At 54.7% G+C, this 23,142-nt stretch carries 25 protein-coding genes; 17 read left to right on the top strand and 8 right to left on the bottom strand.

Features of this window, described 5'->3' with window-relative positions; all coding sequences use genetic code 11:
- Nucleotides 1–31 precede the first annotated feature (31 nt).
- A complete protein-coding gene (locus ABLV08_RS00375) occupies nt 32–1,258 on the bottom strand; it encodes an NADH:flavin oxidoreductase/NADH oxidase family protein (RefSeq protein ID WP_142962042.1) in 1,227 nt (408 codons plus the stop codon).
- An 80-nt stretch (nt 1,259–1,338) separates the two neighbouring features.
- Between ABLV08_RS00375 and ABLV08_RS00370 the strand changes: the two genes are divergently transcribed.
- The gene (locus tag ABLV08_RS00370) at nt 1,339–1,767 is read left to right on the top strand and encodes a MerR family transcriptional regulator (protein ID WP_045360694.1); all 429 of its coding nucleotides are present in this window, start codon (nt 1,339–1,341) and stop codon (nt 1,765–1,767) included.
- Here ABLV08_RS00370 and metQ read toward each other — a convergent pair whose 3' ends face one another.
- Nucleotides 1,768–2,583 (bottom strand): methionine ABC transporter substrate-binding lipoprotein MetQ, encoded by an 816-nt coding sequence (metQ, locus tag ABLV08_RS00365; RefSeq protein ID WP_032711533.1) that lies wholly within the window; start codon nt 2,581–2,583, stop codon nt 1,768–1,770.
- Between the two features lie 345 nt (nt 2,584–2,928).
- On the opposite strand from metQ, the gene ABLV08_RS00360 reads away from it, so the two are divergent.
- Together ABLV08_RS00360 and add are read left to right on the top strand one after the other, a co-directional pair.
- The gene (locus tag ABLV08_RS00360) at nt 2,929–3,324 is read left to right on the top strand and encodes a DUF1398 domain-containing protein (RefSeq protein ID WP_020078985.1); all 396 of its coding nucleotides are present in this window, start codon (nt 2,929–2,931) and stop codon (nt 3,322–3,324) included.
- 235 nt (nt 3,325–3,559) lie between these two features.
- Nucleotides 3,560–4,564 carry an adenosine deaminase gene (gene add, locus ABLV08_RS00355; protein ID WP_042892348.1) on the top strand — a complete coding sequence of 335 codons (1,005 nt, stop codon included), beginning with the start codon at nt 3,560–3,562 and terminating at the stop codon, nt 4,562–4,564.
- Between the two features lie 33 nt (nt 4,565–4,597).
- Here the strand turns inward: add and ABLV08_RS00350 are convergent, their stop codons facing one another.
- Nucleotides 4,598–5,638: an oxidoreductase gene (locus ABLV08_RS00350; RefSeq protein WP_020078987.1), complete on the bottom strand. Its 1,041-nt coding sequence runs from the start codon at nt 5,636–5,638 to the stop codon at nt 4,598–4,600.
- A 170-nt stretch (nt 5,639–5,808) separates the two neighbouring features.
- Between ABLV08_RS00350 and blr the strand changes: the two genes are divergently transcribed.
- The 13 genes from blr to gstA all read left to right on the top strand — a co-directional run bounded on the left by blr (nt 5,809) and on the right by gstA (nt 17,727).
- Entirely contained in the window at nt 5,809–5,946 is a 138-nt protein-coding gene (gene blr, locus ABLV08_RS00345; RefSeq protein WP_020078988.1) for a division septum protein Blr, read from the top strand.
- A gap of 110 nt (nt 5,947–6,056) precedes the next feature.
- The gene (locus ABLV08_RS00340) at nt 6,057–7,427 is read left to right on the top strand and encodes a GH1 family beta-glucosidase (protein WP_348855406.1); all 1,371 of its coding nucleotides are present in this window, start codon (nt 6,057–6,059) and stop codon (nt 7,425–7,427) included.
- Between the two features lie 214 nt (nt 7,428–7,641).
- On the top strand, nt 7,642–7,857 hold the full coding sequence (gene ydgT, locus ABLV08_RS00335) for a transcription modulator YdgT (RefSeq protein WP_015366849.1): 216 nt from the start codon (nt 7,642–7,644) through the stop codon (nt 7,855–7,857).
- A gap of 78 nt (nt 7,858–7,935) precedes the next feature.
- A complete protein-coding gene (locus ABLV08_RS00330) occupies nt 7,936–8,376 on the top strand; it encodes a DUF2569 domain-containing protein (protein WP_015366850.1) in 441 nt (146 codons plus the stop codon).
- Nucleotides 8,377–8,454: 78 nt separating this feature from the next.
- Complete coding sequence (gene rsxA / locus ABLV08_RS00325) at nt 8,455–9,036, top strand: electron transport complex subunit RsxA (RefSeq protein WP_015366851.1); 582 nt, start codon at nt 8,455–8,457, stop codon at nt 9,034–9,036.
- Nucleotides 9,036–9,614 carry an electron transport complex subunit RsxB gene (rsxB, locus tag ABLV08_RS00320; RefSeq protein WP_020078990.1) on the top strand — a complete coding sequence of 193 codons (579 nt, stop codon included), beginning with the start codon at nt 9,036–9,038 and terminating at the stop codon, nt 9,612–9,614. Before rsxA ends, rsxB begins: the two co-directional genes overlap by 1 nt.
- Complete coding sequence (gene rsxC, locus ABLV08_RS00315) at nt 9,607–11,829, top strand: electron transport complex subunit RsxC (RefSeq protein WP_348855405.1); 2,223 nt, start codon at nt 9,607–9,609, stop codon at nt 11,827–11,829. Before rsxB ends, rsxC begins: the two co-directional genes overlap by 8 nt.
- On the top strand, nt 11,830–12,882 hold the full coding sequence (gene rsxD, locus ABLV08_RS00310) for an electron transport complex subunit RsxD (RefSeq protein ID WP_015705232.1): 1,053 nt from the start codon (nt 11,830–11,832) through the stop codon (nt 12,880–12,882).
- Between the two features lie 9 nt (nt 12,883–12,891).
- Nucleotides 12,892–13,512 (top strand): electron transport complex subunit RsxG, encoded by a 621-nt coding sequence (rsxG, locus tag ABLV08_RS00305; RefSeq protein ID WP_015366855.1) that lies wholly within the window; start codon nt 12,892–12,894, stop codon nt 13,510–13,512.
- 3 nt (nt 13,513–13,515) lie between these two features.
- Nucleotides 13,516–14,214 (top strand): electron transport complex subunit E, encoded by a 699-nt coding sequence (locus ABLV08_RS00300; RefSeq protein ID WP_015366856.1) that lies wholly within the window; start codon nt 13,516–13,518, stop codon nt 14,212–14,214.
- A gap of 1 nt (nt 14,215) precedes the next feature.
- Complete coding sequence (gene nth, locus ABLV08_RS00295) at nt 14,216–14,851, top strand: endonuclease III (protein ID WP_015705230.1); 636 nt, start codon at nt 14,216–14,218, stop codon at nt 14,849–14,851.
- A gap of 656 nt (nt 14,852–15,507) precedes the next feature.
- Nucleotides 15,508–17,013 (top strand): dipeptide/tripeptide permease DtpA, encoded by a 1,506-nt coding sequence (dtpA, locus tag ABLV08_RS00290; protein WP_015366858.1) that lies wholly within the window; start codon nt 15,508–15,510, stop codon nt 17,011–17,013.
- Nucleotides 17,014–17,121: 108 nt separating this feature from the next.
- Nucleotides 17,122–17,727 carry a glutathione transferase GstA gene (gstA, locus tag ABLV08_RS00285; protein ID WP_015366859.1) on the top strand — a complete coding sequence of 202 codons (606 nt, stop codon included), beginning with the start codon at nt 17,122–17,124 and terminating at the stop codon, nt 17,725–17,727.
- 37 nt (nt 17,728–17,764) lie between these two features.
- Here gstA and pdxY read toward each other — a convergent pair whose 3' ends face one another.
- From pdxY to anmK, 5 genes are all read right to left on the bottom strand, one after another.
- Entirely contained in the window at nt 17,765–18,625 is an 861-nt protein-coding gene (gene pdxY / locus ABLV08_RS00280) for a pyridoxal kinase PdxY (protein WP_348855404.1), read from the bottom strand.
- Between the two features lie 60 nt (nt 18,626–18,685).
- Entirely contained in the window at nt 18,686–19,960 is a 1,275-nt protein-coding gene (gene tyrS / locus ABLV08_RS00275) for a tyrosine--tRNA ligase (RefSeq protein ID WP_015366861.1), read from the bottom strand.
- Nucleotides 19,961–20,085: 125 nt separating this feature from the next.
- Nucleotides 20,086–20,742, bottom strand: coding sequence for a pyridoxamine 5'-phosphate oxidase (gene pdxH / locus ABLV08_RS00270; protein WP_348855403.1), 657 nt, complete (start codon nt 20,740–20,742; stop codon nt 20,086–20,088).
- 57 nt (nt 20,743–20,799) lie between these two features.
- On the bottom strand, nt 20,800–21,123 hold the full coding sequence (mliC, locus tag ABLV08_RS00265; RefSeq protein ID WP_032711527.1) for a C-type lysozyme inhibitor: 324 nt from the start codon (nt 21,121–21,123) through the stop codon (nt 20,800–20,802).
- Nucleotides 21,124–21,214: 91 nt separating this feature from the next.
- Nucleotides 21,215–22,339, bottom strand: a complete 1,125-nt coding sequence (gene anmK, locus ABLV08_RS00260) for an anhydro-N-acetylmuramic acid kinase (protein ID WP_015366864.1) — start codon at nt 22,337–22,339, stop codon at nt 21,215–21,217.
- A 263-nt stretch (nt 22,340–22,602) separates the two neighbouring features.
- Here anmK and slyB point away from each other — a divergent pair, with 263 nt between their 5' ends.
- Entirely contained in the window at nt 22,603–23,070 is a 468-nt protein-coding gene (gene slyB / locus ABLV08_RS00255; protein WP_015366865.1) for an outer membrane lipoprotein SlyB, read from the top strand.
- The last annotated feature ends 72 nt before the right edge of the window (nt 23,071–23,142 follow it).

Below are 23,142 nucleotides of genomic sequence, written 5' to 3'. Positions count from 1 at the left end.
AGAAGGGCCGGTAGCGCGCTACCGGCTGTCATTACTTGCCCGCCATCCAGCGCCGATAACGTTTAGCCTGCCGTTTTGCTGTCAGTTGCGCCGTCAGCAGCGCCCACAGCGGTGAGACCTGCGGGCGCACCGCGCGGTGGCGGCTTAGCCGCTGCAGCTGATATTTCACCGCCGCCATATGCGCGGTGGCGGCAATAGCCTTGTTCTTCCAGTTACCCTGACGCAGCAGTGGCGCATCGTACTCCCCCTCACGCCAGTACTGCGGCAAGCCGGGGACTATCGCCATTGCCGTAGCGATGCCCACCAACGCAATCCCGCTATTCACTACCCTCTCCGCCACTTCACGCCGCCGCACGCCGCCGGTAACCATTAAAGGAATCGTCGCGACCTCGGCAATTTGCTCGGCAAACTGCAGGAAATAGGCTTCCCGCGCCAGCGTCCGTTCATCGCGCATGGCGCCCATCATCGCCGGCGCTTCGTAGCTGCCGCCGGAAAGTTCGACCAGATCGACGCCGCTTTCCGCCAGCAGTTGTACCACCGTCTTCGCATCGTTAATCGAAAAGCCGCCGCGCTGGAAATCCGCTGAATTGAGTTTAACCACCACGGTAAAACCCGCCGCCACCGTCTCGCGAACGCCGCGCACAATATCCAGCAGTAAACGGGCGCGATTTTCAATGCTTCCGCCATACTGGTCGGTGCGCTGGTTACTGAGCGGCGAGAGGAACTGGCTCAGCAAATAGCCGTGGGCGGCATGGATTTCGACGCCGTGAAATCCGGCGCGCTCCGCTAACCGGGAAGTGGTGATGAACCGTCGTGTCACGTCGGCGATATCTTTATCATCCATCGCCCGCGGCAGGCGAAAGCGTGAAGACTGCGAGCCAAGATCCAGCGCCAACGCCGAAGGGGCCAGCGTCTCCTGCCCAAGGCCACCGGGCATCTGCCGCCCAGGATGGTTTATCTGCATCCACACCTGTGCGCCCTTCGAGCACGCCGCCTGCGACCAGGCGCGGAACTTATCCAGATGCTGTTCATCTTCCAGCACCACGCCTGCCGGGCCGGTCATCGCCCGGGCGTCCACCATCACATTACCGGTAATAATCACCCCGGCGCCGCCCTGAGCCCAGGCCTGATAAAGGGTGAGTAATTCCGTTGACGGCGCATGATTGGCATCGGCCATATTTTCTTCCATCGCCGCTTTAGCGATGCGGTTGTTAATGACCACGCCAGAGGCCAGTCGCAGAGGGGTAAAGAGGGTCATGTCAGGGCTCCAGTCAGTGAACTGGACAAACCATAACCTTAAAGTTAAGTTTAAGGTCAAGCAGCTTATGAGGAATAAAAATGAACATCGGAACTCTGGCAAAACGCAGCGGCCTGGCGCCTTCGCGGATCCGTTATTACGAGCGCGCGGGGATCCTCAAAACCGTGCAGCGTAAAGCCAATGGCTATCGCAGCTATCCGGAAGAAACGCTGGTGGTGCTGGGGCTAATTACCACCGCTCAGGCAGCGGGTTTCAGCCTCGAAGAGATATCATCCCTATTGCCGTCAGACCTCAATCACTGGGATCGACAAACGCTACTCACCACCCTGCAACAAAAAGTGGCGGATATCGAAAAGCTGGAACATAAACTCGCGCACAGTAAAGCGCAACTGGTCAACGTTATCCATGAGATACAACAGAAGCCGGATGACATTGACTGCGCCGCGAATGCGCGGCGCGTATTAACTGAGGTGCTGGATGTACAGCACCAGACGGGGAAGGAAGAATAACTACCAGCCTTTCACCGCATCGCCTTTATACAATTCGGCGGCGGCGTTGGCGACTTCGTCGGTCTGGTATGCTTTCACCAGATTCTTCACTTTTTCGCTGTCTTTATTATCTTCGCGGCTGGCGAAAATATTGACGTACGGCGAATTTTTATCCTCGATGAACAGACCATTGCGCGTCGGCGACAGGCCAATCTGGCTGGAAAAGGTGGTATTAATGATAGCCATGGTCACCTGTTTATCATCCAGCGCACGGGTCAGTTGCGGTGCTTCAATCTCGACGATTTTCAGCTTCTTCGGGTTATTCACGATATCCAGCGCGGTTGGCAGCAGGCCAACCCCCTCTTTCAGAGTGATAAGCCCCTGCTGCTCCAGCAATAACAGAGAACGCCCAAGGTTGGTTGGGTCATTAGGCACTGCTACCTGGGCGCCGTCCGGAAGCTGTGAAATGGCGGTGATTTTCTTTGAATAAGCGGCAATCGGATAGACAAAAGTAGTACCGACATCCACCAGCTTATAGCCGCGCTCCTGGATCTGTTTATCAAGATAGGGTTTATGCTGGAAAGCATTGATATCGAGATCGCCATTATTCAGCGCCTCATTGGGCAAAACGAAATCATTAAAAGTCACCACCTCGACATCAAGGTTATATTTCTGTTTAGCGACTTTTTGCACCACCGCCCAGACTTGCTGATCGATACCCGCGCTAATTCCCACCTTAATATGATTAGGATCCTGATCTTTTGGCCCACAGCCCGCTAGCAGCAACGCGCTAACGAGGGCCAATGAATGAGTTAAACCTTTAAGTGAAAAAGCCATTTTCCCGGCGTCCTTTTAATATAGCCTGCTAACGATGGCAGGAATGTCAGTCCGGGACACTATATAAAAGCATCTTTCTAAGATTAAATACTGATTCACTATGACTAATAGCGAAACGCTATTGATAAGTCGCCACGCTGCTTATACTCACCCGCCAGTGGAACTGCTGATTTCTTGCGCTAAAGCAATACTTTGTAACACTTGAAACACTGTTCCAATACCATTACACACATTAAAATTAAGATTATATTATTAGCATTATAATAAATAGATAAGTGAACGTTTCGTATACATCAGCCGTATAGGAAGCCGTTTCGCACGCACACACGACCCACAAGGAAAATCATGGAGCTTCTGGATTTGCTCAGAACCATTTTTGAGCGAGTACGCACTGATGCGGATTTTATTTCATTTACTGAAGTACTTCTGGAGAACAATGTCTCTTATTACATCTATTTTGTCGCTACAGGGAATGTGAATTTTGTTATGTCATCAGATACTTTCGTTTCCCTGAAAAGCAACAGAAAGTTGTTGCGGGTTAATTCCCAGTCCTGCAGAGCGCTCACCCGAGATGCCGCCCGGCGCCACTTTAGCGGTATTACCACTTTTGATAACTATTGCGCCGAACTGGCAAATGCCGGGGTATTCAAGTGGGTGGTTGATCTCAATGAAAAAACGCGACACTACTGGTCAAAAGACAATACGTTATTGCATATGGAAAATATGATTCTGCCCGTTTGATTGCAGAAATTATTACACGCGGTTCAAGATATTCAGGCGGCCCGCCGTTGGTTTTGTTTCGGGCTGCTCATCGCCTGCAATTGCGCAACAAAATGAAAAATTGGCTCTTTTATTGCGCAAGTACAAACTTTTCACTGGTCAACTCTCTGTATCCACAGGATTTTTTCCGTACTTTTAAACGGTTACGCTGCTGATGTATAATATCGTGCACTTCAACTAAAAAATGAGTGCGACCATGATTGATTCAACTTTGCCTTTAACAGACATTCACCGCCATCTTGACGGCAACATCCGTGCCCAAACCATTCTCGATCTTGGCCGCCAGTTCAATATTACTCTCCCGGCAGACACCCTTGAAACGCTGCGTCCGCATGTGCAGGTTACCAGCCATGAACCCGATCTGGTCAGCTTCCTGGCGAAACTCGATTGGGGCGTGAAGGTGCTGGCTTCTCTGGAAGCCTGCCGCCGTGTTGCCTGGGAAAATGTTGAAGACGCCGCGCGCAACGGCCTGCACTACGTTGAGCTGCGTTTTTCTCCACGTTATATGGCGATGACCCATCAATTACCGGTCGCTGGCGTCGTCGAAGCGGTCATTGCCGGGGTACGCGAGGGCTGCCGTGATTTCGGCGTCGAGGCGCGTCTGATTGGCATCATGAGCCGCACCTTCGGCGAGGCGGCCTGTGAAGAGGAACTCGACGCCCTGCTGGCCCATCGCGATGGGATCACCGCGCTGGATCTGGCTGGCGACGAGCTGGGATTCCCCGGCGCGCTGTTTATGGATCATTTCCGTCGCGCGCGTGACGCGGGTTGGCGTATCACCGTCCACGCTGGTGAAGCCGCCGGGCCGGAAAGTATCTGGCAGGCCATTCGTGAACTGGGCGCCGAACGCATCGGTCACGGGGTGAAAGCCGTGCAGGATCCGAAGTTAATGGACTTCCTCGCCGCTGAACGTATTGGCATTGAATCCTGCCTGACGTCAAACATCCAGACCAGCACCGTCGCTTCACTGGCGCAGCACCCGCTGAAGACTTTCCTCGATCACGGCGTTTTGGCGTGCATTAACACCGATGATCCGGCGGTACAGGGGGTGGATATTATTCACGAGTACAATGTCGCCGCGCCGGCGGCGGGCCTCAGCCGTGAGCAGATCCGTCAGGCGCAAATTAACGGTCTGGAACTGGCATTCCTCAGCCGTCAGGAAAAAGAGGCGCTTATCCAACGCGTGCTGCAGGCTAATTAAGCCAAAGCTCCGCCGCGCAGGCGGAGCATGCTGTTAAATCAGGCACAGCGCCGTCCGGTGCCGTGCCGATTCAATCCCCAGTTCAATCAGCTCCATAATCTGAATCGCCTGGCTTGCGGGTACCGGGTTTTCTCCGCTGCCGTTGAGCGCATCGCGAATCGCCGCATAATAAGCGGGATAGTTCCCGGGCAGCGTCAGCCAGGTTTCCTCGACGCGCTCTTGGCCTTCAACGCGGGTCAATATGCCGTCGCGCATATCGTAGCCCCAATCCTCCTGCGGCAGTCGCTCGCCGCTTTTCAAACGCTCTTCCTGCGGATCGAGACCATATTTTACATAGCTTCCTCGTGAACCATGGACGATATAACGCGCCGTTTCCGCCGCCGCCAGCAGCGTACTGTGCAAAATCACTCTCCGTTGCGGATAAACTAACACCGCGTGGAAATAATCCGTCGCCTGCGCACCGGGGCGCTGCTGCGCCAGATCGACGGCAATACTTACCGGTAGGCCAAACAGGTTGACCGCCTGATCCAGCAGATGGGGGCCTAAGTCATACCAGATACCGCTGCCAGGGCCGCCCTGCTCACGCCAGCGGTCACGAACCTGCGGGCGAAAACGATCGAAATGTGATTCAAAATAACTGACCTCCCCCAAATCCCCTGCGGCAATCAAGGCCTTCAGCGTGAGAAAATCGCTATCCCAACGGCGATTATGGAACACCGATAACAGCCGCCCGCGGCTTCTGGCGATAGCATCCAACTCACGCGCCTGTGACAGTGTCACGGTAAAAGGTTTGTCAACAATGACATGTTTGCCCGCCTCCAGCGCCGCTCGCGCCAGCGGGAAATGAGTATCGTTGGGAGTTGGAATAACAATCAGATCGATATCAGGGTCCGCATTTAGCGAATTCGCGGAAGCCACCACCTGGGTCGCCGGCCAGTCCGCCAGCACTTTCTGCGCATCGCTACTGACCACGGCCGACAGGGCCATGCCCGGCGTACCGGAAATCAATGGCGCGTGAAATGTCTTGCTTGCATAACCATAACCTATCAGCCCTACCCGTATAGCATCACTCATGACCTCATCCTCGTGCGCAACCATGACTTCAACTATAAACCGCAATCTTTCGATTATCCGTGCACGCTGTTCATCTTTGCGCCAGTTGCGCAATGCGTGGGCAGTAATACTTGCGTTGTTTCCGCGGTTTAGTAACATTTCAATCCATTTTAACTTTCCGCTTTAGAATTATGACGACTGTTTTTACCCGCATTGTAGAACTTATTGGCTGGGTTGTTTTTGGCGTTTCGGCTGTGCTGTTGGTGGTTGCGCATCAAATCGATGATTATCAGTCCCCGCCTCCGGCCAACACCGTACAGGCGAAATAACGGCAAAGAGTGATACTCGCCGCAAATCTGCAACCGGTTTCAGAAACCGGTTGCAGATTTGTCGCGCCATTCAATACACTCTCTTTATCACTTGATAAGGAGTTTTTTTGATGGCCGCATTTCCGCAAGATTTTCTCTGGGGGGCCGCAACGGCCGCCTACCAGGTTGAAGGCGGGCACGATGCCGATGGCAAAGGCCCTTCTATTTGGGATATCTACTCGCACCAGCCGGGAACCACCTTTCAGGGCACCAATGGCGATATCGCCGTCGATCACTATCACCGCTTTCGTGAAGATGTCGCCCTGATGGCTGAAATGGGGCTACAAAGCTACCGCTTTTCTATCTCCTGGCCTCGGTTATTGCCTCGTGGCCGTGGTGAAGTCAATGAACCAGGCGTGAAGTTTTACAGCGATCTGATCGACGAACTGCTGGCGCACAATATTGAACCGATGCTCACCCTTTATCACTGGGATTTGCCCCAGGCATTGCAGGACGAAGGGGGTTGGGAGGCTCGGAGCACAGCGGAAGCCTTCGCCGAATACGCGCGACTGTGCTATCAGCGCTTCGGTTCCAGGGTCAAGCTGTGGGCAACCTTTAACGAAACCATTGTATTTATTGGCCACGGTTATATTAATGGCTGCCATCCACCGGCGGTACGCGACCCGGCTCGCGCCATCCAGGCTTGCCACCATGTCTTTATCGCCCACGCGCTGGCGGTTAAGACCTTCCGTGACATGAACATTAACGGCCAGATTGGTTTCGTTAACGTACTGCAGCCCCATACGCCGTTGACGCAAAGCGCCGAGGACATTGAGGCCACCGCGTTGGCCGATGCTATCCATACCCACTGGCTATACGATCCGGTACTCAAAGGCGCCTATCCAGACGCTTTGCTTCAACAGGCTCAGGCGCTGTGGAACGTACCGCGCTTCGCACCGGGCGACGACGCGCTGCTCAGGGAAAACCGCTGCGATTTTATCGGCCTGAATTATTATCGTCGGGAGACGGTCTCCGCCACGCCGCAGGATGCTCCAGGCGTTGGCGAGTCCGGCGTGGATGGATTATTTTATTTTGTCCGCAATCCGCAAAGTACTTATACCGAATGGGGTTGGGAAATTTGGCCGCAGGGATTAACCGACGGCATCATGATGATAAAAGAGCGTTACGGCGATATCCCAATCTATATCACCGAAAATGGTTTGGGGGCGAAAGATCCGATTATTGACGGTGAAATAGTCGACGATCCGCGAATTGACTATCTGAGTAGCCACATTAATGCGCTGGAAAAGGCAATAGCATTAGGTGCGGATGTCCGCGGTTTTTACCCATGGTCCTTTATTGACCTGCTAAGCTGGCTCAACGGCTATCAGAAGCAGTATGGCTTTGTCTACGTCGATCACCAGCAGAACCGCGCTCGCAAACGAAAAAAGAGTTATTTCTGGTACCAAAACGTTATTGCCAGCCGAGGCGAACAGCGTTAATCTTCCTCCCTCAGGCGCCGTCCGGCGCCTGATCTGGTTGTAGAATATTCTTAAATTTCTTTTTACGATGCCAGGATCCTAATCAGTTCTTGTTTTTAGTATTGGCAACCGAAATAATTCCGCCGGCCCATCAAGAAGGCGCTGTTAGTTGAAACACGGTTTACAGAAAATTGGTAATATTCGACTTAATTCCGATTATTAAATGGATACACAAATGACCGTACAGGATTATTTATTAAAATTCCGCAAAATTAGTTCGCTGGAAAGCCTGGAAAAACTTTTTGATCATCTTAACTATTCTCTCTCTGACACCAATGAAATCGTCAACATGTATCGCGCCGCCGATCACCGCCGCGCCGAGTTAGTCTCTGGCGGAAAACTGTTCGATGTAGGCCAGGTGCCGAAGTCGGTGTGGCGTTACGTGCAATAAAGACTGTTATCATTCACGCCAGTTGCTTATACTTCCCGCCCTGAAATTAACTAACTGGCGTTGAATCCGGGGGTTAGGATGTCCTCTCAATCTGCAGAACGTATCGGCGGGTGGCTACTGGCGCCGCTGGCGTGGTTACTGCTCGCGTTGCTCAGCACCTCCTTATCATTAATACTGTACGCGAATGCGCTGATGGCGCCGCAGACCTGGGCATTGCTGAAAGCCATGAGCTTTGGCCATCTGGCGCTCTGGCTGGCTTCGCTGCTGTTCGCCGTCGCGATGTGGTATTATACCCTGTGGCTGACGATAGCGTTTTTCAAACGCCGCGCGGTGGTACCCAAACACTACATTATCTGGCTGCTTATTTCTCTGCTGCTGGCGATTAAGGCGTTCGCTTTTTCGCCGATTTCGGATCTTCTGGCCATGCGCCAGCTGCTGTTTCCGTTGCTCGCTGCGGCACTGTTTGCGCCCTATTTTCGACGCTCTGCGCGGGTTAAGCGGACCTTCGTCAATCCGTAATAACCACACAGTTCACCTGTTGTCGCCGGTATCGATTTATTCGATAATAGGCGGCTTTTTTTCGTTTCAGGTCCAATAATGGCTGATTATTTACTGCTCTTTGTCGGTACTGTCCTTGTTAATAACTTCGTGCTGGTGAAGTTTCTTGGATTGTGCCCGTTTATGGGGGTTTCCAAAAAGCTGGAAACCGCTATGGGGATGGGACTGGCCACCACCTTTGTGATGACGCTGGCCTCAATTTGCGCCTGGTTGATTGATACCTGGATCCTTATCCCGCTGAACCTTGTTTATCTGCGCACCCTGGCCTTTATCCTGGTCATCGCGGTGGTGGTGCAATTTACCGAGATGGTGGTACGTAAAACCAGCCCGGCGCTGTATCGCCTGCTGGGGATCTTCCTGCCGTTAATCACCACCAACTGCGCGGTGCTGGGCGTGGCATTGCTGAATATTAACCTCGGGCATAATTTCCTGCAGTCCGCGCTGTACGGTTTCGCCGCCGCCGTTGGTTTCTCGCTGGTGATGGTGTTATTCGCCGCGATTCGCGAACGTCTGGTGGTTGCCGATGTTCCCGCGCCGTTTCGCGGTAACGCGATTGCGCTGGTGACCGCTGGATTAATGTCGCTGGCATTTATGGGCTTTAGTGGTTTGGTGAAGTTGTAATGAGCGCTGTCTGGATAGCCGTGATCGCCATCAGCCTGCTCGGGCTGATTTTCGGCTTAATACTGGGGTACGCGTCGCGCCGTTTTGCGGTGGAAGACGACCCGGTGGTAGAAAAAATTGATGAGTTGCTGCCGCAAAGTCAATGCGGCCAGTGCGGCTTTCCTGGCTGCCGTCCCTACGCGGAAGCCGTGGGCACTCAGGGTGAAAAAATCAACCGCTGCGCCCCCGGCGGTGAAGCGGTCATGTTAAAAATCGCCGCATTATTGAACGTCGACCCGCAGCCTATTGACGGCGATGAGCAGCAGCAAGAGCCGGTTCGCATGTTGGCGGTGATTGATGAAGCCAACTGCATTGGCTGCACCAAATGTATTCAGGCCTGCCCGGTTGATGCCATCGTTGGCGCGACCCGCGCCATGCATACGGTGATGAGCGACCTGTGCACCGGCTGTAATCTCTGCGTTGCCCCCTGCCCGACTCAGTGTATTGACCTGCGTCCAGTCGCTCAGACCACCGAAACCTGGAAATGGGACCTGCAGGCCATCCCGGTACGCAATATTCCTGTGGAACAACATGTTTAAGTTATTTTCCGCTTTCCGAAAAGACAAGATCTGGGACTTCAACGGCGGTATTCATCCGCCGGAAATGAAAACTCAGTCCAACGGCACGCCGCTGCGTCAGGTTCCTCTGCCGCAGCGTTTTGTCATTCCGCTGAAGCAGCATATCGGTGCTGAAGGCGAACTGTGCGTACAACCGGGCGACAAAGTTTTGCGCGGTCAGCCGTTAACCCGCGGCTTTGGCAGGATGCTGCCGGTTCATGCCCCGACTTCCGGAACGGTGACGGCTATTGCCCCCCATTCCACCGCCCACCCTTCCGCGCTGGCGGAACTCAGCGTTATTATCGACGCCGATGGCGAAGACTGCTGGATCGAGCGCGACGGCTGGAGCGACTACCACAACAAGTCGCGTGAAGAGCTGATCGAGCGTATTCACCAGTTTGGCGTCGCCGGACTCGGCGGCGCCGGCTTCCCCACGGGAACAAAACTGCGCGGCGGCGGCGATAAAATCGATACCCTGATTATCAATGCTGCAGAATGCGAACCCTATATCACCGCAGACGATCGCCTGATGCAGGATTGCGCGGCGCAGGTTGTTGAAGGGATCCGCATCCTTGCGCATATTCTGCAACCCAAACAGGTGCTGATTGGTATCGAAGATAACAAACCGCAGGCCATTTCGATGCTGCGCGCGGTGTTATCCGATGCCCACGGCATAGCGCTGCGGGTGATTCCCACCAAATATCCCTCCGGCGGCGCGAAGCAACTTACGCAAATTCTCACTGGTAAGCAGGTGCCGCATGGCGGCCGCTCCTCCGATATTGGCGTGCTGATGCAGAACGTTGGCACCGCTTATGCTGTTAAACGCGCGGTGATCGACGGCGAGCCGTTAACCGAGCGCGTCGTCACGTTGACTGGCGAAGCGATTAGCCGGCCGGGCAACGTTTGGGCGCGCCTGGGTACGCCGGTGCGCCATCTTCTGAGCGATGCCGGTTTCTGCGCCAGCGCGGAGCCGATGGTCATCATGGGCGGCCCGTTGATGGGCTTCACTCTGCCCTGGCTCGACGTTCCGGTCGTGAAAATCACTAACTGTCTGCTGGCTCCGTCGGTAACTGAGATGGGCGAAACACAGGAAGAGCAAGGCTGTATCCGCTGTAGCGCCTGCGCTGATGCCTGCCCGGCAGATCTCCTCCCCCAGCAGCTGTATTGGTTCAGTAAAGGCCAGCAGCACGACAAAGCCACTACCCATAACTTAGCCGACTGCATCGAATGCGGCGCCTGCGCCTGGGTCTGTCCGAGTAATATTCCGCTGGTGCAATATTTCCGCCAGGAAAAAGCGGAAATTGCCGCCATCCGTCAGGAAGAACAGCGCGCCGCCGAAGCGAAAGCTCGGTTTGAAGCGCGACAGGCGCGTCTTGAACGTGAAAAAGCCGCGCGCCAGGAGCGGCACAAAAAAGCAGCCGTACAACCGGCGGCGAAAGATCAGGATGCCATTAACGCCGCATTGGCCCGCGTGCGTGAAAAGCAGCGTGATGCGGCGCAGCCGATTGTTATTCAATCCGGCAGCAAACCAGATAACAGCGAAGCGATTGCCGCCCGCGAAGCGCGTAAAGCCGAGGCCCGGGCGCGCAAAGCTGAACAGCAAGCCGCTGTTGAATCGACAACCGATGCAAGCGATCCGCGTAAAGCCGCCGTTGAGGCCGCTATCGCCCGTGCCAAAGCGCGCAAAGCCGCGCAGCAGGTTGAGAACGCAGCTCTCTCTGCTGAAAGTGAAACCACCGCTGAAGCTGCGCCCGCGGTCGATCCGCGTAAAGCCGCCGTTGAGGCCGCTATCGCTCGCGCCAAAGCGCGCAAAGCCGCGCAGCAGGGTGAAAACGCCGCTCCCTCTGCCGAAAGTGAAACCACGGCTGAAGCTGCGCCAGCGGTCGATCCGCGCAAAGCCGCCGTTGAAGCCGCTATCGCCCGTGCCAAAGCGCGTAAGGCCGCGCAGCAGGTTGAAAACGCCGCTCCCTCTGCCGAAAGTGAAACCACGGTTGAGGCTGCGCCCGCGGTCGATCCGCGTAAAGCCGCCGTTGAGGCCGCTATCGCCCGCGCCAAGGCGCGTAAAGCCGCCCAACAAGCAGAACAACAAACCGCGCCGGACGCCGCCAATGACGACCCGCGTAAAGCGGCCGTCGCGGCAGCTATCGCTCGCGTTCAGGCACGTAAAGCAACACAGCAGGCAGTTAACGAGGAATAAATGGTTTTCAGAATCGCAAGCTCCCCTTATACCCACAACCAGCGCCAGACCTCGCGAATTATGCTCCTGGTGCTGCTGGCGGCGATCCCTGGTATTGTCGTCCAGAGCTGGTTTTTCGGCTGGGGTACCCTGTTGCAGATTATCCTCGCGGCCTTCACCGCATGGGGAACCGAAGCGGCTATTCTCAAGTTGCGCAAACAGAATATCGCGGCAACCCTTGCGGATAACTCTGCCCTGCTGACCGGGCTGTTGTTGGCCGTCAGTATCCCGCCGCTGGCGCCGTGGTGGATGGTGGTGTTGGGCACCGCCTTTGCGGTGGTGATTGCCAAGCAACTGTACGGCGGATTAGGACATAACCCCTTTAACCCGGCAATGATCGGCTATGTCGTTCTGCTAATCTCTTTCCCGGTGCAGATGACCTCCTGGTTACCGCCGCACGAAATTGCCGCTCAGGTTCCTGGCTTTATGGATGCGCTGCAGGTCATTTTCAGCGGCCATACCGCTAGCGGCGGCGATATGAACAGCCTGCGCATGGGAATCGACGGTATCAGCCAGGCCACGCCGCTGGATACATTTAAGACTTCGCTTCATGCCGGACACAGCGCAAAAGAGATCCTGCAGTATCCAATTTACGGCGGCCAACTGGCCGGCCTTGGCTGGCAATGGGTTAACCTCGCCTGGCTGGCTGGCGGTCTGTTCCTGCTTTGGCAAAAAACCATTCGCTGGCATATCCCGGTGAGCTTCCTGCTAAGCCTTGCCGTCTGCGCCACTCTCGGCTGGATTTTCTCGCCGGAAAGCCTGGCATCGCCGCAAATGCATCTGCTTTCCGGCGCCACCATGCTCGGGGCGTTCTTTATCCTTACCGATCCGGTGACGGCATCCACCACCAACCGCGGACGCCTGATTTTCGGCGCGCTGGCCGGTTTACTGGTGTGGCTGATCCGCAGCTTCGGCGGTTATCCGGACGGCGTCGCCTTTGCCGTGCTGCTGGCGAATATAACCGTCCCATTGATTGACTACTACACGCGTCCGCGCGTGTATGGCCACCGTTAAGGAGTCGTCATGTTAAAAAGCATGCGTAAACACGGCATCACGCTGGCGCTCTTTGCCGCTGGCTCTACCGGACTAACGGCCGCCATCAATGAGTTAACCAAAAACACCATTGAGCAGCAGGCCGCGCTGCAGCAAAAGGCCCTGTTCGATCAGGTCCTGCCAGCGGAGAGTTATAATAACGACCTGCTGCAAAGCTGTTATCTGGTGACCGCGCCGCAGTTAGGCAAAGGTCAGCATAAAGTATGGATTGCAAAGCTGAACGATGCGCCGGTCGGCGCGGTGATGGAAGCCACGGCGCCAGATGGTTATTCCGGGGCGATTCAACTGCTGGTAGCAGCCGACTTTAAAGGCACCGTTCTCGGTTCACGTGTCACCGAGCATCATGAAACACCCGGGCTCGGTGATAAGATCGAACTGCGTATTTCTGACTGGATCACCCACTTCAGCGGCAAGGTTATCCATGGTCAAAATGATAGCCACTGGGCGGTGAAAAAAGACGGTGGCGATTTCGACCAATTCACCGGCGCGACCATTACCCCGCGTGCGGTGGTAAATGCCGTTAAACGCGCGGGTCTGTATGCGCAAACGCTGCCCGCGCAGATCCCTGAATTCACCGCCTGCGGAGACTAAGCCATGAGCGAAGTAAAAGACGTCATTGTTCAAGGGTTGTGGAAGAATAACTCGGCGCTGGTTCAGCTGTTGGGTATGTGTCCCCTGCTTGCGGTTACCTCAACGGCTACCAATGCCCTGGGCCTCGGCCTGGCGACCACGCTGGTACTGACGCTAACCAACCTCACCATCTCCAGCCTGCGCCGCTGGACGCCGGCGGAGATCCGTATTCCGATCTACGTGATGATCATCGCCTCGGTAGTCAGCGTGGTACAAATGCTTATCAACGCCTACGCTTTCGGCCTGTATCAATCGCTGGGTATCTTCATTCCGCTTATCGTCACCAACTGTATCGTGGTGGGGCGCGCCGAAGCGTTCGCCGCCAAAAAAGGGCCGGCGCTGTCGGCGCTCGATGGTTTTTCCATTGGTATGGGCGCGACCTGTGCCATGTTTGTGCTGGGGTCGCTGCGCGAAATAATCGGCAATGGCACACTGTTTGATGGCGCCGATAGCTTATTAGGCAGTTGGGCGAAAGTCCTGCGCATCGAAGTTTTCCATACCGATACGCCGTTCCTGCTGGCGATGCTACCGCCGGGCGCTTTCATTGGCCTCGGTATGATGCTGGCGGTAAAATACCTCATTGATGAGCGTACTAAGCAGCGTAAGGCGAAAGCGGCGCAGGCCGTCTCCGTCGCCCCAACTGATGTGACAGGGAAAGCGTAAGATGAATAAAGCCAAACGCCTGGAGATCCTGACCAGGCTGCGGGACAACGACCCGCACCCAACCACCGAACTCAATTTCACCTCACCGTTCGAGCTACTTATTGCGGTGCTGCTGTCGGCGCAGGCCACCGATGTGAGCGTCAACAAAGCGACGGCGAAGCTCTATCCGGTCGCCAATACGCCGGCGGCGATGCTGGAGCTTGGCGTTGACGGCGTGAAGTCCTATATCAAAACCATTGGCTTGTTTAATAGTAAAGCCGAAAACGTCATTAAGACTTGCCGCATCTTACTGGAGAAACATAACGGTGAGGTGCCGGAAGACCGGGCGGCGCTGGAGGCATTACCGGGGGTCGGACGTAAAACCGCTAATGTCGTGCTGAATACCGCCTTTGGCTGGCCGACTATCGCCGTCGACACCCATATCTTCCGCGTTTGCAATCGGACACAATTTGCTCCCGGCAAGAACGTTGAACAAGTCGAAGAAAAGTTGTTAAAGGTGGTGCCGGCGGAGTTTAAAGTTGACTGCCACCACTGGCTTATTCTTCACGGCCGTTACACTTGCATCGCGCGAAAACCGCGCTGTGGTTCCTGCCTGATTGAAGATTTGTGCGAGTATAAAGAGAAGGTAGAGTCCTGATTTCTGCATATCTTGTGAATATGACCGCTCCCCCCCGTAGACGCCTTTTTCATCATCGCCAGCCTGGAGCCATAACCTAACCTGTGGTTATGGCTCTATGTTTTACCATCCACACCGATAATCACTCCATAGTTTTGCCATTTAGATGGATAATTATGCGGTTATATAACGAACGATCAGCGCATTCGTTTTTTACCGGCGAAAATTTTCTATGTATTTGTGATCAAGATCATCCATGCAACTCATCGTTAAATAACTGTTGCAAAAATGATGCAAAAAGCCAGCAATTTCAATATCAGAGCCTTAGACAACAGGACAATAGCCTGCTTATTTTTCGGAATATAGGCCATCCCACTACCTTCAAGGTCAAAAAGCAGAATATATCGCCTTTATCCCCTCAGTAGCCGCCCGCCACAGATTAAAATATCAGGTTTAACGAATAGGTGAAATTTAACTCTGTATAACATTTGCATGACTGGCTAATTATAGTGGCTTAGTTATGTGTAACAGAGTATTACAAAGCTATTGCCTGATGGGGCAGGATAGTGAACATTACTTGCCGTTTTCCCTCCAAGAATAACTATAAAGGCGGCGGTCCTTCGCGATTGCGCCCCAAACAGCCCCCGTTAATATGGGATGTAAAAAAAGAGGTATATGTGTCAACTGCAAACAATAAACCAGCAGAAAGCGTGAGTCTGAACGCTTTCAAACAACCAAGAGCGTTTTATCTCATCTTCTCCATTGAGTTATGGGAGCGTTTTGGTTATTACGGCCTGCAAGGGATCATGGCCGTTTACCTGGTAAAACAGCTGGGTATGTCGGAAGCGGATTCTATCACCCTGTTCTCTTCCTTTAGTGCACTGGTTTATGGCCTGGTCGCTATCGGCGGATGGCTCGGCGACAAGGTACTTGGCACCAAACGCGTCATCATGCTTGGCGCGATTGTCCTGGCTATCGGCTATGCGCTGGTTGCCTGGTCCGGTCACGATGCCGCCATCGTCTATATGGGTATGGCGACTATCGCCGTCGGTAACGGCCTGTTCAAAGCTAACCCGTCCTCCCTGCTCTCTACCTGCTACGACAAGAACGACCCGCGTCTGGACGGTGCATTCACCATGTACTACATGTCCGTCAATATCGGTTCCTTCTTCTCTATGCTGGCTACACCGTGGCTGGCAGCGAAGTTCGGCTGGAGCGTGGCGTTCGCGCTGAGCGTCGTGGGCATGCTGATTACCGTGGTTAACTTTGCCTTCTGCCAGAAGTGGGTTAAACAGTACGGTTCCAAACCTGACTTCGCACCGGTGCATGTCGGCAAACTGCTGGCAACTATCGTCGGCGTAGTCGTGCTGGTCGCGATTGCCACCTGGCTGCTGCACAACCAGGGCATCGCACGTATGGCGCTGGGCGTCATCGCACTGGGTATTGTTATCATCTTCGCTAAAGAAGCCATGGCGCTGCAGGGCGCGGCGCGTCGTAAAATGATCGTTGCTTTCCTGCTGATGGTTGAAGCGATTGTCTTCTTCGTACTGTACAGCCAGATGCCAACCTCGCTGAACTTCTTCGCGATCCGTAACGTTGAGCACTCGATTCTGGGTATCGCGTTCGAACCGGAGCAGTATCAGGCGTTGAACCCGTTCTGGATTATGATTGGTAGCCCGATTCTGGCGGCGATTTATAACAAGATGGGTGACCGCCTGCCGATGCCGCATAAATTCGCCATCGGTATGGTACTGTGCTCCGGCGCTTTCCTGGTGCTGCCGCTGGGTACCAAATTCGCCAGCGATGCTGGTATCGTCTCCGTCAACTGGTTGATCCTCAGCTACGCGCTGCAGAGTATCGGCGAACTGATGATTTCCGGCCTCGGCCTGGCGATGGTGGCTCAACTGGTACCGCAACGTCTGATGGGCTTCATCATGGGTAGCTGGTTCCTGACCACCGCAGGCGCCGCCATCATTGCAGGTAAAATCGCTAACCTGATGGCAGTACCGGAAAACGTGACCGACCCGCTGGTTTCTCTGGATGTTTACGGCCACGTGTTCCTGCAGATTGGTATCGCGACCGCAGTCATCGCCTTCCTGATGCTGCTGACCGCGCCGAAGCTGAACCGCATGACTCTTGACGACGACGCTGTCGCCAAAGCGCGCGAAACCGCAACCGCTTAAATGCTCCGGGAAAACCAATAAATTTAGGCCGCTAACGTTTGTTAGCGGCTTTTTTTTTGTCCCTGGGCGGACTAACATACAGAAAACTGCAGCCACGAGGAGTTACTGATGAAACTGTTCTACAAGCCCGGCGCCTGTTCCCTTGCCTCTCATATCGCCCTGCGCGAAAGCGGCCTCGACTTTACCATCGATAGCGTCGACCTGGCGAAGAAACGCCTCGAAAATGGCGACGACTACCTGCTGATTAACCCTAAGGGTCAGGTTCCCGCGCTGCTGCTTGACGACGAAGTGCTGCTGACCGAGGGCGTGGCCATCATGCAGTACATTGCCGACCGCGTACCTGACCGTCAGCTGCTGGCGCCAGTGGGTACCATTGCCCGCTACCAGACGCTGGAATGGCTGAATTACGTCGCCACCGAATTACATAAAGGCTTCACCCCGCTGTTCCGCCCGGATACGCCGGATGACTACAAGCCAACGGTGCGTGCCCTGCTGGAGAAAAAGCTGCAGTATGTCGATGAGGCGCTGAAAGATAAACAGTGGCTGAACGGGCATCGCTTTACCATAGCTGATGGCTATCTGTTCACGGTACTGCGCTGGGGCTATGCGGTGAAACTGAATATGGAAGCGTACGCAAATATTGGCGCCTGGATGGCGCATGTCGCGGCGCGTCCGTCCGTTGCGGCGGCGCTGTCGGCGGAAGGTCTGAAGTAAACCATTGGCATGCCCGCAAGCGGGCATGCCATCGCGCTTACAGTTGCGTAGCGCTGAAGTAATGCTCCGGTTTGGCGATGCGGTCCTGTGCCGCCACCACCTGCAGTTCATACTCCTGCATATTTTTGGTTGCCAACATGATTTCATACACTGCCGCAGTGACGTGCTCAAGGGCATCGCGCAGGCTGGCGCCCTGCAGTAGCTTAACCAGCAGCAGGCCGCTGGTCACATCGCCCACGCCGACCGGCTGACGGCTGCCAAAATCGACCAGCGGGCGACTGATATGCCAGGCTTCATCCGCTGTCACCAGCAACATCTCAAAGCGATCCATACTCATCCCCGCCCGCGCCAGATGCTTCACCAGCACGACCTGCGGCCCTTGCACTATCAGCTCACGCGCCGCGCTAACGGCTTCGTCAACGTTAGCAACCGGATGGCCGCACAGGATCTCCAGCTCGACAAGATTCGGCGCGATGATATCGCTGGCCGGCAGCGCATAGTGTACGTGGAATTCAGCCACCCCAGGGGCGACGATGCAGCCTTTTTCCGGGTGGCCCATCACCGGATCGCAAAAATATTTCGCTGCCGGATTCGCCGCTTTAACCTGACGCACGATGCCGAGAATATGTTCACCCTGCTCGGCGGAGCCAAGGTAACCGCTCAGTACCGCATCACAGCTCTGCAGCTTATCGATGTCGGCAATCCCCTGCACGATTTCGGTCAAATGCGAAGGCGGCATGACGCAGCCGGTCCATTTGCCGTATTGCGTATGGTTGGAGAACTGAACGGTATTGAGGGGCCAGACGTTGGCGCCGAGACGGCGCATCGGAAATTCAGCGGCGCTGTTGCCCGCATGGCCAAACACAACGTGAGACTGAATGGCGAGGATGTTCTTCATTTTCTTACCACAACCCTAAAAAGAAAAAGGGCGTGGTTTCCCACGCCCTGGTTTTATTTTTTATTTCCAGCAGATCAGGCAGTAATTCTTCTTACCGCGACGCAGTAAGGTATAGCGGCCGAACAGGCGGTCGCTATCGCTGAATACATATTCCGGATCGGACTGTTTTTCACCGTTAATGGTCACCGCGTTGGAGGCTACGGTTTTACGCGCCTGGCCGCGGGACGGCTGCAGCTCGGAATCAACCAGCGCTTGCAGAAGATCGGCGCCCTTTTCCATTTCGATCATCGGCACGCCGTCTTGCGCCAGCTGTTCGAAATCCGCTTCACTCAGGTCGCTCAGATTGCCGTTGAACAGGCTTTCAGTAATACGTTTCGCTGCTTCCAGGCCTTCTTCGCCGTGGACCAGACGCGTCACCTGCTCTGCCAGCACGTACTGCGCGCGCGGCGCCTTACCGCTGTTCTTATCTTCTTCTTCCAGCGCATTGATCTCTGCAATGTCCATGAAGGTGAAGAACTTCAGGAAGCGATAAACGTCCGCATCCGCGGTGTTGATCCAGAACTGGTAGAATTTGTACGGGCTGGTTTTCTTCGGATCCAGCCATACCGCGCCGCCTTCGGTTTTACCGAACTTGGTGCCATCGGCCTTGGTGATCAGCGGAACGGTCAAACCGAAGACCTGATTCTGGTGCAAACGACGAGTCAGGTCGATGCCAGATGTGATGTTGCCCCACTGGTCGGAACCGCCGATTTGTAGCGCCACGCCGTGCAGTTTATTCAGGCAGGCAAAGTCATAACCCTGCAGCAGGTTATAGGAAAACTCGGTGAAAGAGATACCCTGATCGTCACGGTTCAGACGCTGCTTCACCGCTTCTTTGTTGATCATCTGGTTCACAGAGAAGTGCTTACCGATGTCACGCAGGAAGGTCAGCACGTTCATGCCGCCGAACCAGTCGTAGTTATTCGCGGCAATCGCCGAGTTGTCGCCGCAGTTGAAATCGAGGAATGGCGCAACCTGTTTACGGATTTTGTCCACCCACTGCTGCACGGTATCTTCGGTATTGAGTTTACGCTCAGCGGCTTTGAAGCTCGGGTCGCCAATCAGACCGGTCGCGCCGCCCACCAGCGCCACAGGCTTGTGGCCTGCCTGCTGGAAGCGTTTCAGGCATAACAATGGAACAAGATGCCCCAAGTGCAAGCTGTCAGCGGTAGGATCGAAGCCGCAATAGAGCGCGATCGGGCCTTGCGCCAGTCGCTCTGCTAACGCTTCTTCGTCCGTCACCTGGGCTACCAGCCCCCGCTCTTGCAATTGTTTAATCAAGTTACTGCTTGCCATCAAATTCTCCATGTATAAACGACTGCACCTTTGCCGGTACACGACTTTTCGCCAGACGCGAAAGGTACATAGAATAAAGCGCCGGAGCACGTAGCACCAGCGCTTAAAACAACATTTTGCGTCCTTTATGGCGCCAGACGGTCGATTTGCCAGCCATCATTTTGCCGCTGGTATAAAAAGCGGTCGTGTAGACGATGTTCGCCGCCCTGCCAGAACTCCATCTGTTCGATGCTGACGCGGAAGCCGCCCCAGAAACTCGGCAACGGCACTTCGCCTTGCTGGAATTTCTGTTTCAACTCGAGGAATTTACTTTCCAGGATCCCACGAGCGGAGATACGGCTGGACTGTTGGGAGACCCAGGCGCCGATCTGGCTATCGCGCGGTCGGCTGTGGAAATACTTCACCACTTCCAGCGTCGACAGACGCTCTGCCTGACCTATTACCATCACCTGCCGCTCCAGCATATGCCAGGGAAACAGCAGGCTGATATGGGGATTTTTTTCGATTTGATGTGCTTTGCGACTACCCAGGTTGGTATAAAACACCAACCCTTTTTCGTCATAGTGCTTTAACAATACGATGCGTTGATAGGGCTGGCCGTTTTCATCAACGGTCGCGACCACCATTGCCGTCGAGTCGGCAAGCTTAGCGTCGCAGGCCTGACGCAACCAACGTTCAAATAACGTCAGGGGTTCAGCGGGAAGATCGTGGCGACGAAGGCCGCCACGGGTGTATTCACGGCGCAGATGCGCGATTTGCTGCAATTCGTCGTTATCAGACATAACCATTGAGATCGTTGTCATAGGGTGGCGTTATTGTGCTCCCCCGCTACGGAAATCTCAACGTTTCGCGGTCTGCAACTGGCAGTTGTCCAGTACGACGCGGTCGCGCTTATAAACGGTGGCGCTGTCGCCCTTCGACCAGAAGACATAAACGCCATCAGTATAACGCGAACCGGAAGCCGAGAGCCCCTGGGTCAGGTTTAATTGCTGATTATCATAGATAAAACTAACCTGCTGACGCGCGTTGTTCAAATGGACGGTCAACGGTTTTTGATCGCACTGATATTCAAGGGTGTCGGTCTGCATCCGTTCAACGAATTGGTTGTAATAGCTACACCCTGCCAGCATGAAAGGGACTACCGCAATAAGAATTTTTTTCATGAGTATGCCTTCGACTTTCCCGGTCAGGAGAGCAAACCGCCCTCCCGGAATTTCGTCCAGTTTACCGGTAAATAAAAAATAGCGACTTCAGTTAACTCTGATTCTGCGCTCGATTCGCGGGATAGATGGCACCAAGAATGGTCGCTTCGCTGGCGCCGGTAACGGAAGGAAGATTACCCGGCAGGCCAGCAAGCGTACGCCATGCCAGCCACGCAAAGGCCAACGCTTCCATATCGTCGCCGCTGATGCCGGCGTCATCGGTGGTCGTGACTTCAGTACCTGGCAGCAGCGCCGCCAGACGCGCCATCAACAGCGGATTTCGCGCCCCGCCGCCGCAAACTAACAAACGCTCGCAGCCGCCGCTTAACAAAACCTGCTCACTGATGGTCACTGCGGTCAGTTCTGTCAGCGTGGCCTGAACATCCTGCCCTCGCAGATTGGCGTAGCGCGCCAGATGTTTTTCCAGCCAACCATAATTGAAATACTCGCGACCGGTGCTCTTCGGCGCGGGTAACGCGAACCACGGGTCGCTAAGCATATCCTGCAGCAGCGGTAGCAAGACTTTGCCTTCACTGGCCCATTGCGCGTCTTTATCGTAGGGTTTACCACACTGGCGCCAGATCCAGGCGTCCATCAGCATATTCCCCGGCCCGGTGTCGTAACCGCGTACCGGCTGCCCCGGAACCAGCAAGGAAAGGTTGGCTATGCCGCCGATGTTAAGCACCATGCGCCTTTCAACCGGGTGCGCCAACAGAGCCTGATGGAAGGCAGGGACTAGCGGCGCGCCCTGGCCGCCAAGCGCCATATCGCGGCGGCGGAAATCCCCCACCACGGTCACGCCGGTATGCGCTGCGATCTGATTGTTATCGCCTATTTGCATCGTGTGCGGCGCATCGCCGGTCGGCTCATGCCACACCGTCTGGCCATGGCAACCGATAGCGACGATATCCTCAGGTTGAAGGTTCTGCTGGCGCATCAGCGCTAATACTGCGTCAGAAAATAGCCGGCCCAAACGGGTATCGAGTCGCCCCAGTTGCGACAAGGTCAGCTGCTGCCCCTGGCAAATCGCTAAAATATCTTCTTTCAGATTGACCGGGATGGGGTACGAGAGGCTCGCCTGCTGCGCCACTATGTTTTCATTTATTGCCGCCAGAACAACATCTACGCCATCAAGGCTGGTGCCAGACATTACGCCAATAAAACGACCTGATTTCATACGCCTACCCTCATTCCATGACTTTTGCAGTACCATCAGTGCATCATAAAGCAGCGTTCAATGCTATGGCGCACTAATACTTTTTAACAATAGTTCTGCCGCAAGAATTTGTTAGGTAAAGTACTTACGTTTATCCGTCGTTAAAGCGAACCTTATTATTTTTAAACGGTCCATAAGGAAGCTATGCCAGCGAACGCTTAAATGCCATATAATTGACCACATGGAAGTTCACTGGAACATTTTGGTACACAGGAGATTCATAGATGATTTTACGTGTTTTGGCTGTCTCGATGATTGGCTTAACCCTGGCGGGTTGCGTCAGCAGCAGTGGCCTATCCGGCGATGTTTACACAGCCTCAGAAGCCAAGCAGGTGCAAAGCGTGACCTACGGTACCATCGTACATACCCGTGCGGTCCAGATCCAAAGCGGCGATGACAGCAATGCCATCGGCGCGATTGGCGGCGCGGTACTCGGTGGCTTCCTTGGTAATACCATCGGCGGCGGTACTGGTCGTTCTCTTGCAACCGCTGCAGGCGCGGTTGCCGGTGGCGTAGCCGGTCAGGGCGTACAGGGCGCGATGAACAAAACGCAGGGCGTTGAGCTGGAAATCCGTAAAGATGACGGTAACACCATCATGGTGGTTCAGAAACAGGGTAACACCCCATTCTCCGTCGGCCAGCGCGTAGCCATTGCCGGCAGCGGCAGTCAAGTGACGGTTTCCCCGCGTTAAGCCTCTCTAATGCGGCCTTTATTGGCCGCATTAATCCCTCATAATTATTATTTAGCTCCAAATAATTTATCA

The organism is Klebsiella sp. CN_Kp088 (assembly GCF_040064335.1).
In the GTDB taxonomy this organism is placed as follows: Bacteria; Pseudomonadota; Gammaproteobacteria; order Enterobacterales; family Enterobacteriaceae; genus Klebsiella; species Klebsiella aerogenes.
The sequence above is the reverse complement of the archived record's forward strand: the minus strand, read 5'-3'. Positions and strand labels throughout refer to the sequence as shown.

Excerpts from the sequence above, each read along its gene's own strand:
- ABLV08_RS00375 (WP_142962042.1), bottom strand. The coding sequence starts at position 1,258 with ATGACCCTCTTTACCCCTCTGCGACTGGCCTCTGGCGTGGTCATTAAC.
- ABLV08_RS00370 (WP_045360694.1), top strand. The coding sequence starts at position 1,339 with ATGAACATCGGAACTCTGGCAAAACGCAGCGGCCTGGCGCCTTCGCGG.
- metQ (WP_032711533.1), bottom strand. The coding sequence starts at position 2,583 with ATGGCTTTTTCACTTAAAGGTTTAACTCATTCATTGGCCCTCGTTAGC.
- ABLV08_RS00360 (WP_020078985.1), top strand. The coding sequence starts at position 2,929 with ATGGAGCTTCTGGATTTGCTCAGAACCATTTTTGAGCGAGTACGCACT.
- add (WP_042892348.1), top strand. The coding sequence starts at position 3,560 with ATGATTGATTCAACTTTGCCTTTAACAGACATTCACCGCCATCTTGAC.
- ABLV08_RS00350 (WP_020078987.1), bottom strand. The coding sequence starts at position 5,638 with ATGAGTGATGCTATACGGGTAGGGCTGATAGGTTATGGTTATGCAAGC.
- blr (WP_020078988.1), top strand. The coding sequence starts at position 5,809 with ATGACGACTGTTTTTACCCGCATTGTAGAACTTATTGGCTGGGTTGTT.
- ABLV08_RS00340 (WP_348855406.1), top strand. The coding sequence starts at position 6,057 with ATGGCCGCATTTCCGCAAGATTTTCTCTGGGGGGCCGCAACGGCCGCC.
- ydgT (WP_015366849.1), top strand. The coding sequence starts at position 7,642 with ATGACCGTACAGGATTATTTATTAAAATTCCGCAAAATTAGTTCGCTG.
- ABLV08_RS00330 (WP_015366850.1), top strand. The coding sequence starts at position 7,936 with ATGTCCTCTCAATCTGCAGAACGTATCGGCGGGTGGCTACTGGCGCCG.
- rsxA (WP_015366851.1), top strand. The coding sequence starts at position 8,455 with ATGGCTGATTATTTACTGCTCTTTGTCGGTACTGTCCTTGTTAATAAC.
- rsxB (WP_020078990.1), top strand. The coding sequence starts at position 9,036 with ATGAGCGCTGTCTGGATAGCCGTGATCGCCATCAGCCTGCTCGGGCTG.
- rsxC (WP_348855405.1), top strand. The coding sequence starts at position 9,607 with ATGTTTAAGTTATTTTCCGCTTTCCGAAAAGACAAGATCTGGGACTTC.
- rsxD (WP_015705232.1), top strand. The coding sequence starts at position 11,830 with ATGGTTTTCAGAATCGCAAGCTCCCCTTATACCCACAACCAGCGCCAG.
- rsxG (WP_015366855.1), top strand. The coding sequence starts at position 12,892 with ATGTTAAAAAGCATGCGTAAACACGGCATCACGCTGGCGCTCTTTGCC.
- ABLV08_RS00300 (WP_015366856.1), top strand. The coding sequence starts at position 13,516 with ATGAGCGAAGTAAAAGACGTCATTGTTCAAGGGTTGTGGAAGAATAAC.
- nth (WP_015705230.1), top strand. The coding sequence starts at position 14,216 with ATGAATAAAGCCAAACGCCTGGAGATCCTGACCAGGCTGCGGGACAAC.
- gstA (WP_015366859.1), top strand. The coding sequence starts at position 17,122 with ATGAAACTGTTCTACAAGCCCGGCGCCTGTTCCCTTGCCTCTCATATC.
- pdxY (WP_348855404.1), bottom strand. The coding sequence starts at position 18,625 with ATGAAGAACATCCTCGCCATTCAGTCTCACGTTGTGTTTGGCCATGCG.
- tyrS (WP_015366861.1), bottom strand. The coding sequence starts at position 19,960 with ATGGCAAGCAGTAACTTGATTAAACAATTGCAAGAGCGGGGGCTGGTA.
- pdxH (WP_348855403.1), bottom strand. The coding sequence starts at position 20,742 with ATGTCTGATAACGACGAATTGCAGCAAATCGCGCATCTGCGCCGTGAA.
- mliC (WP_032711527.1), bottom strand. The coding sequence starts at position 21,123 with ATGAAAAAAATTCTTATTGCGGTAGTCCCTTTCATGCTGGCAGGGTGT.
- anmK (WP_015366864.1), bottom strand. The coding sequence starts at position 22,339 with ATGAAATCAGGTCGTTTTATTGGCGTAATGTCTGGCACCAGCCTTGAT.
- slyB (WP_015366865.1), top strand. The coding sequence starts at position 22,603 with ATGATTTTACGTGTTTTGGCTGTCTCGATGATTGGCTTAACCCTGGCG.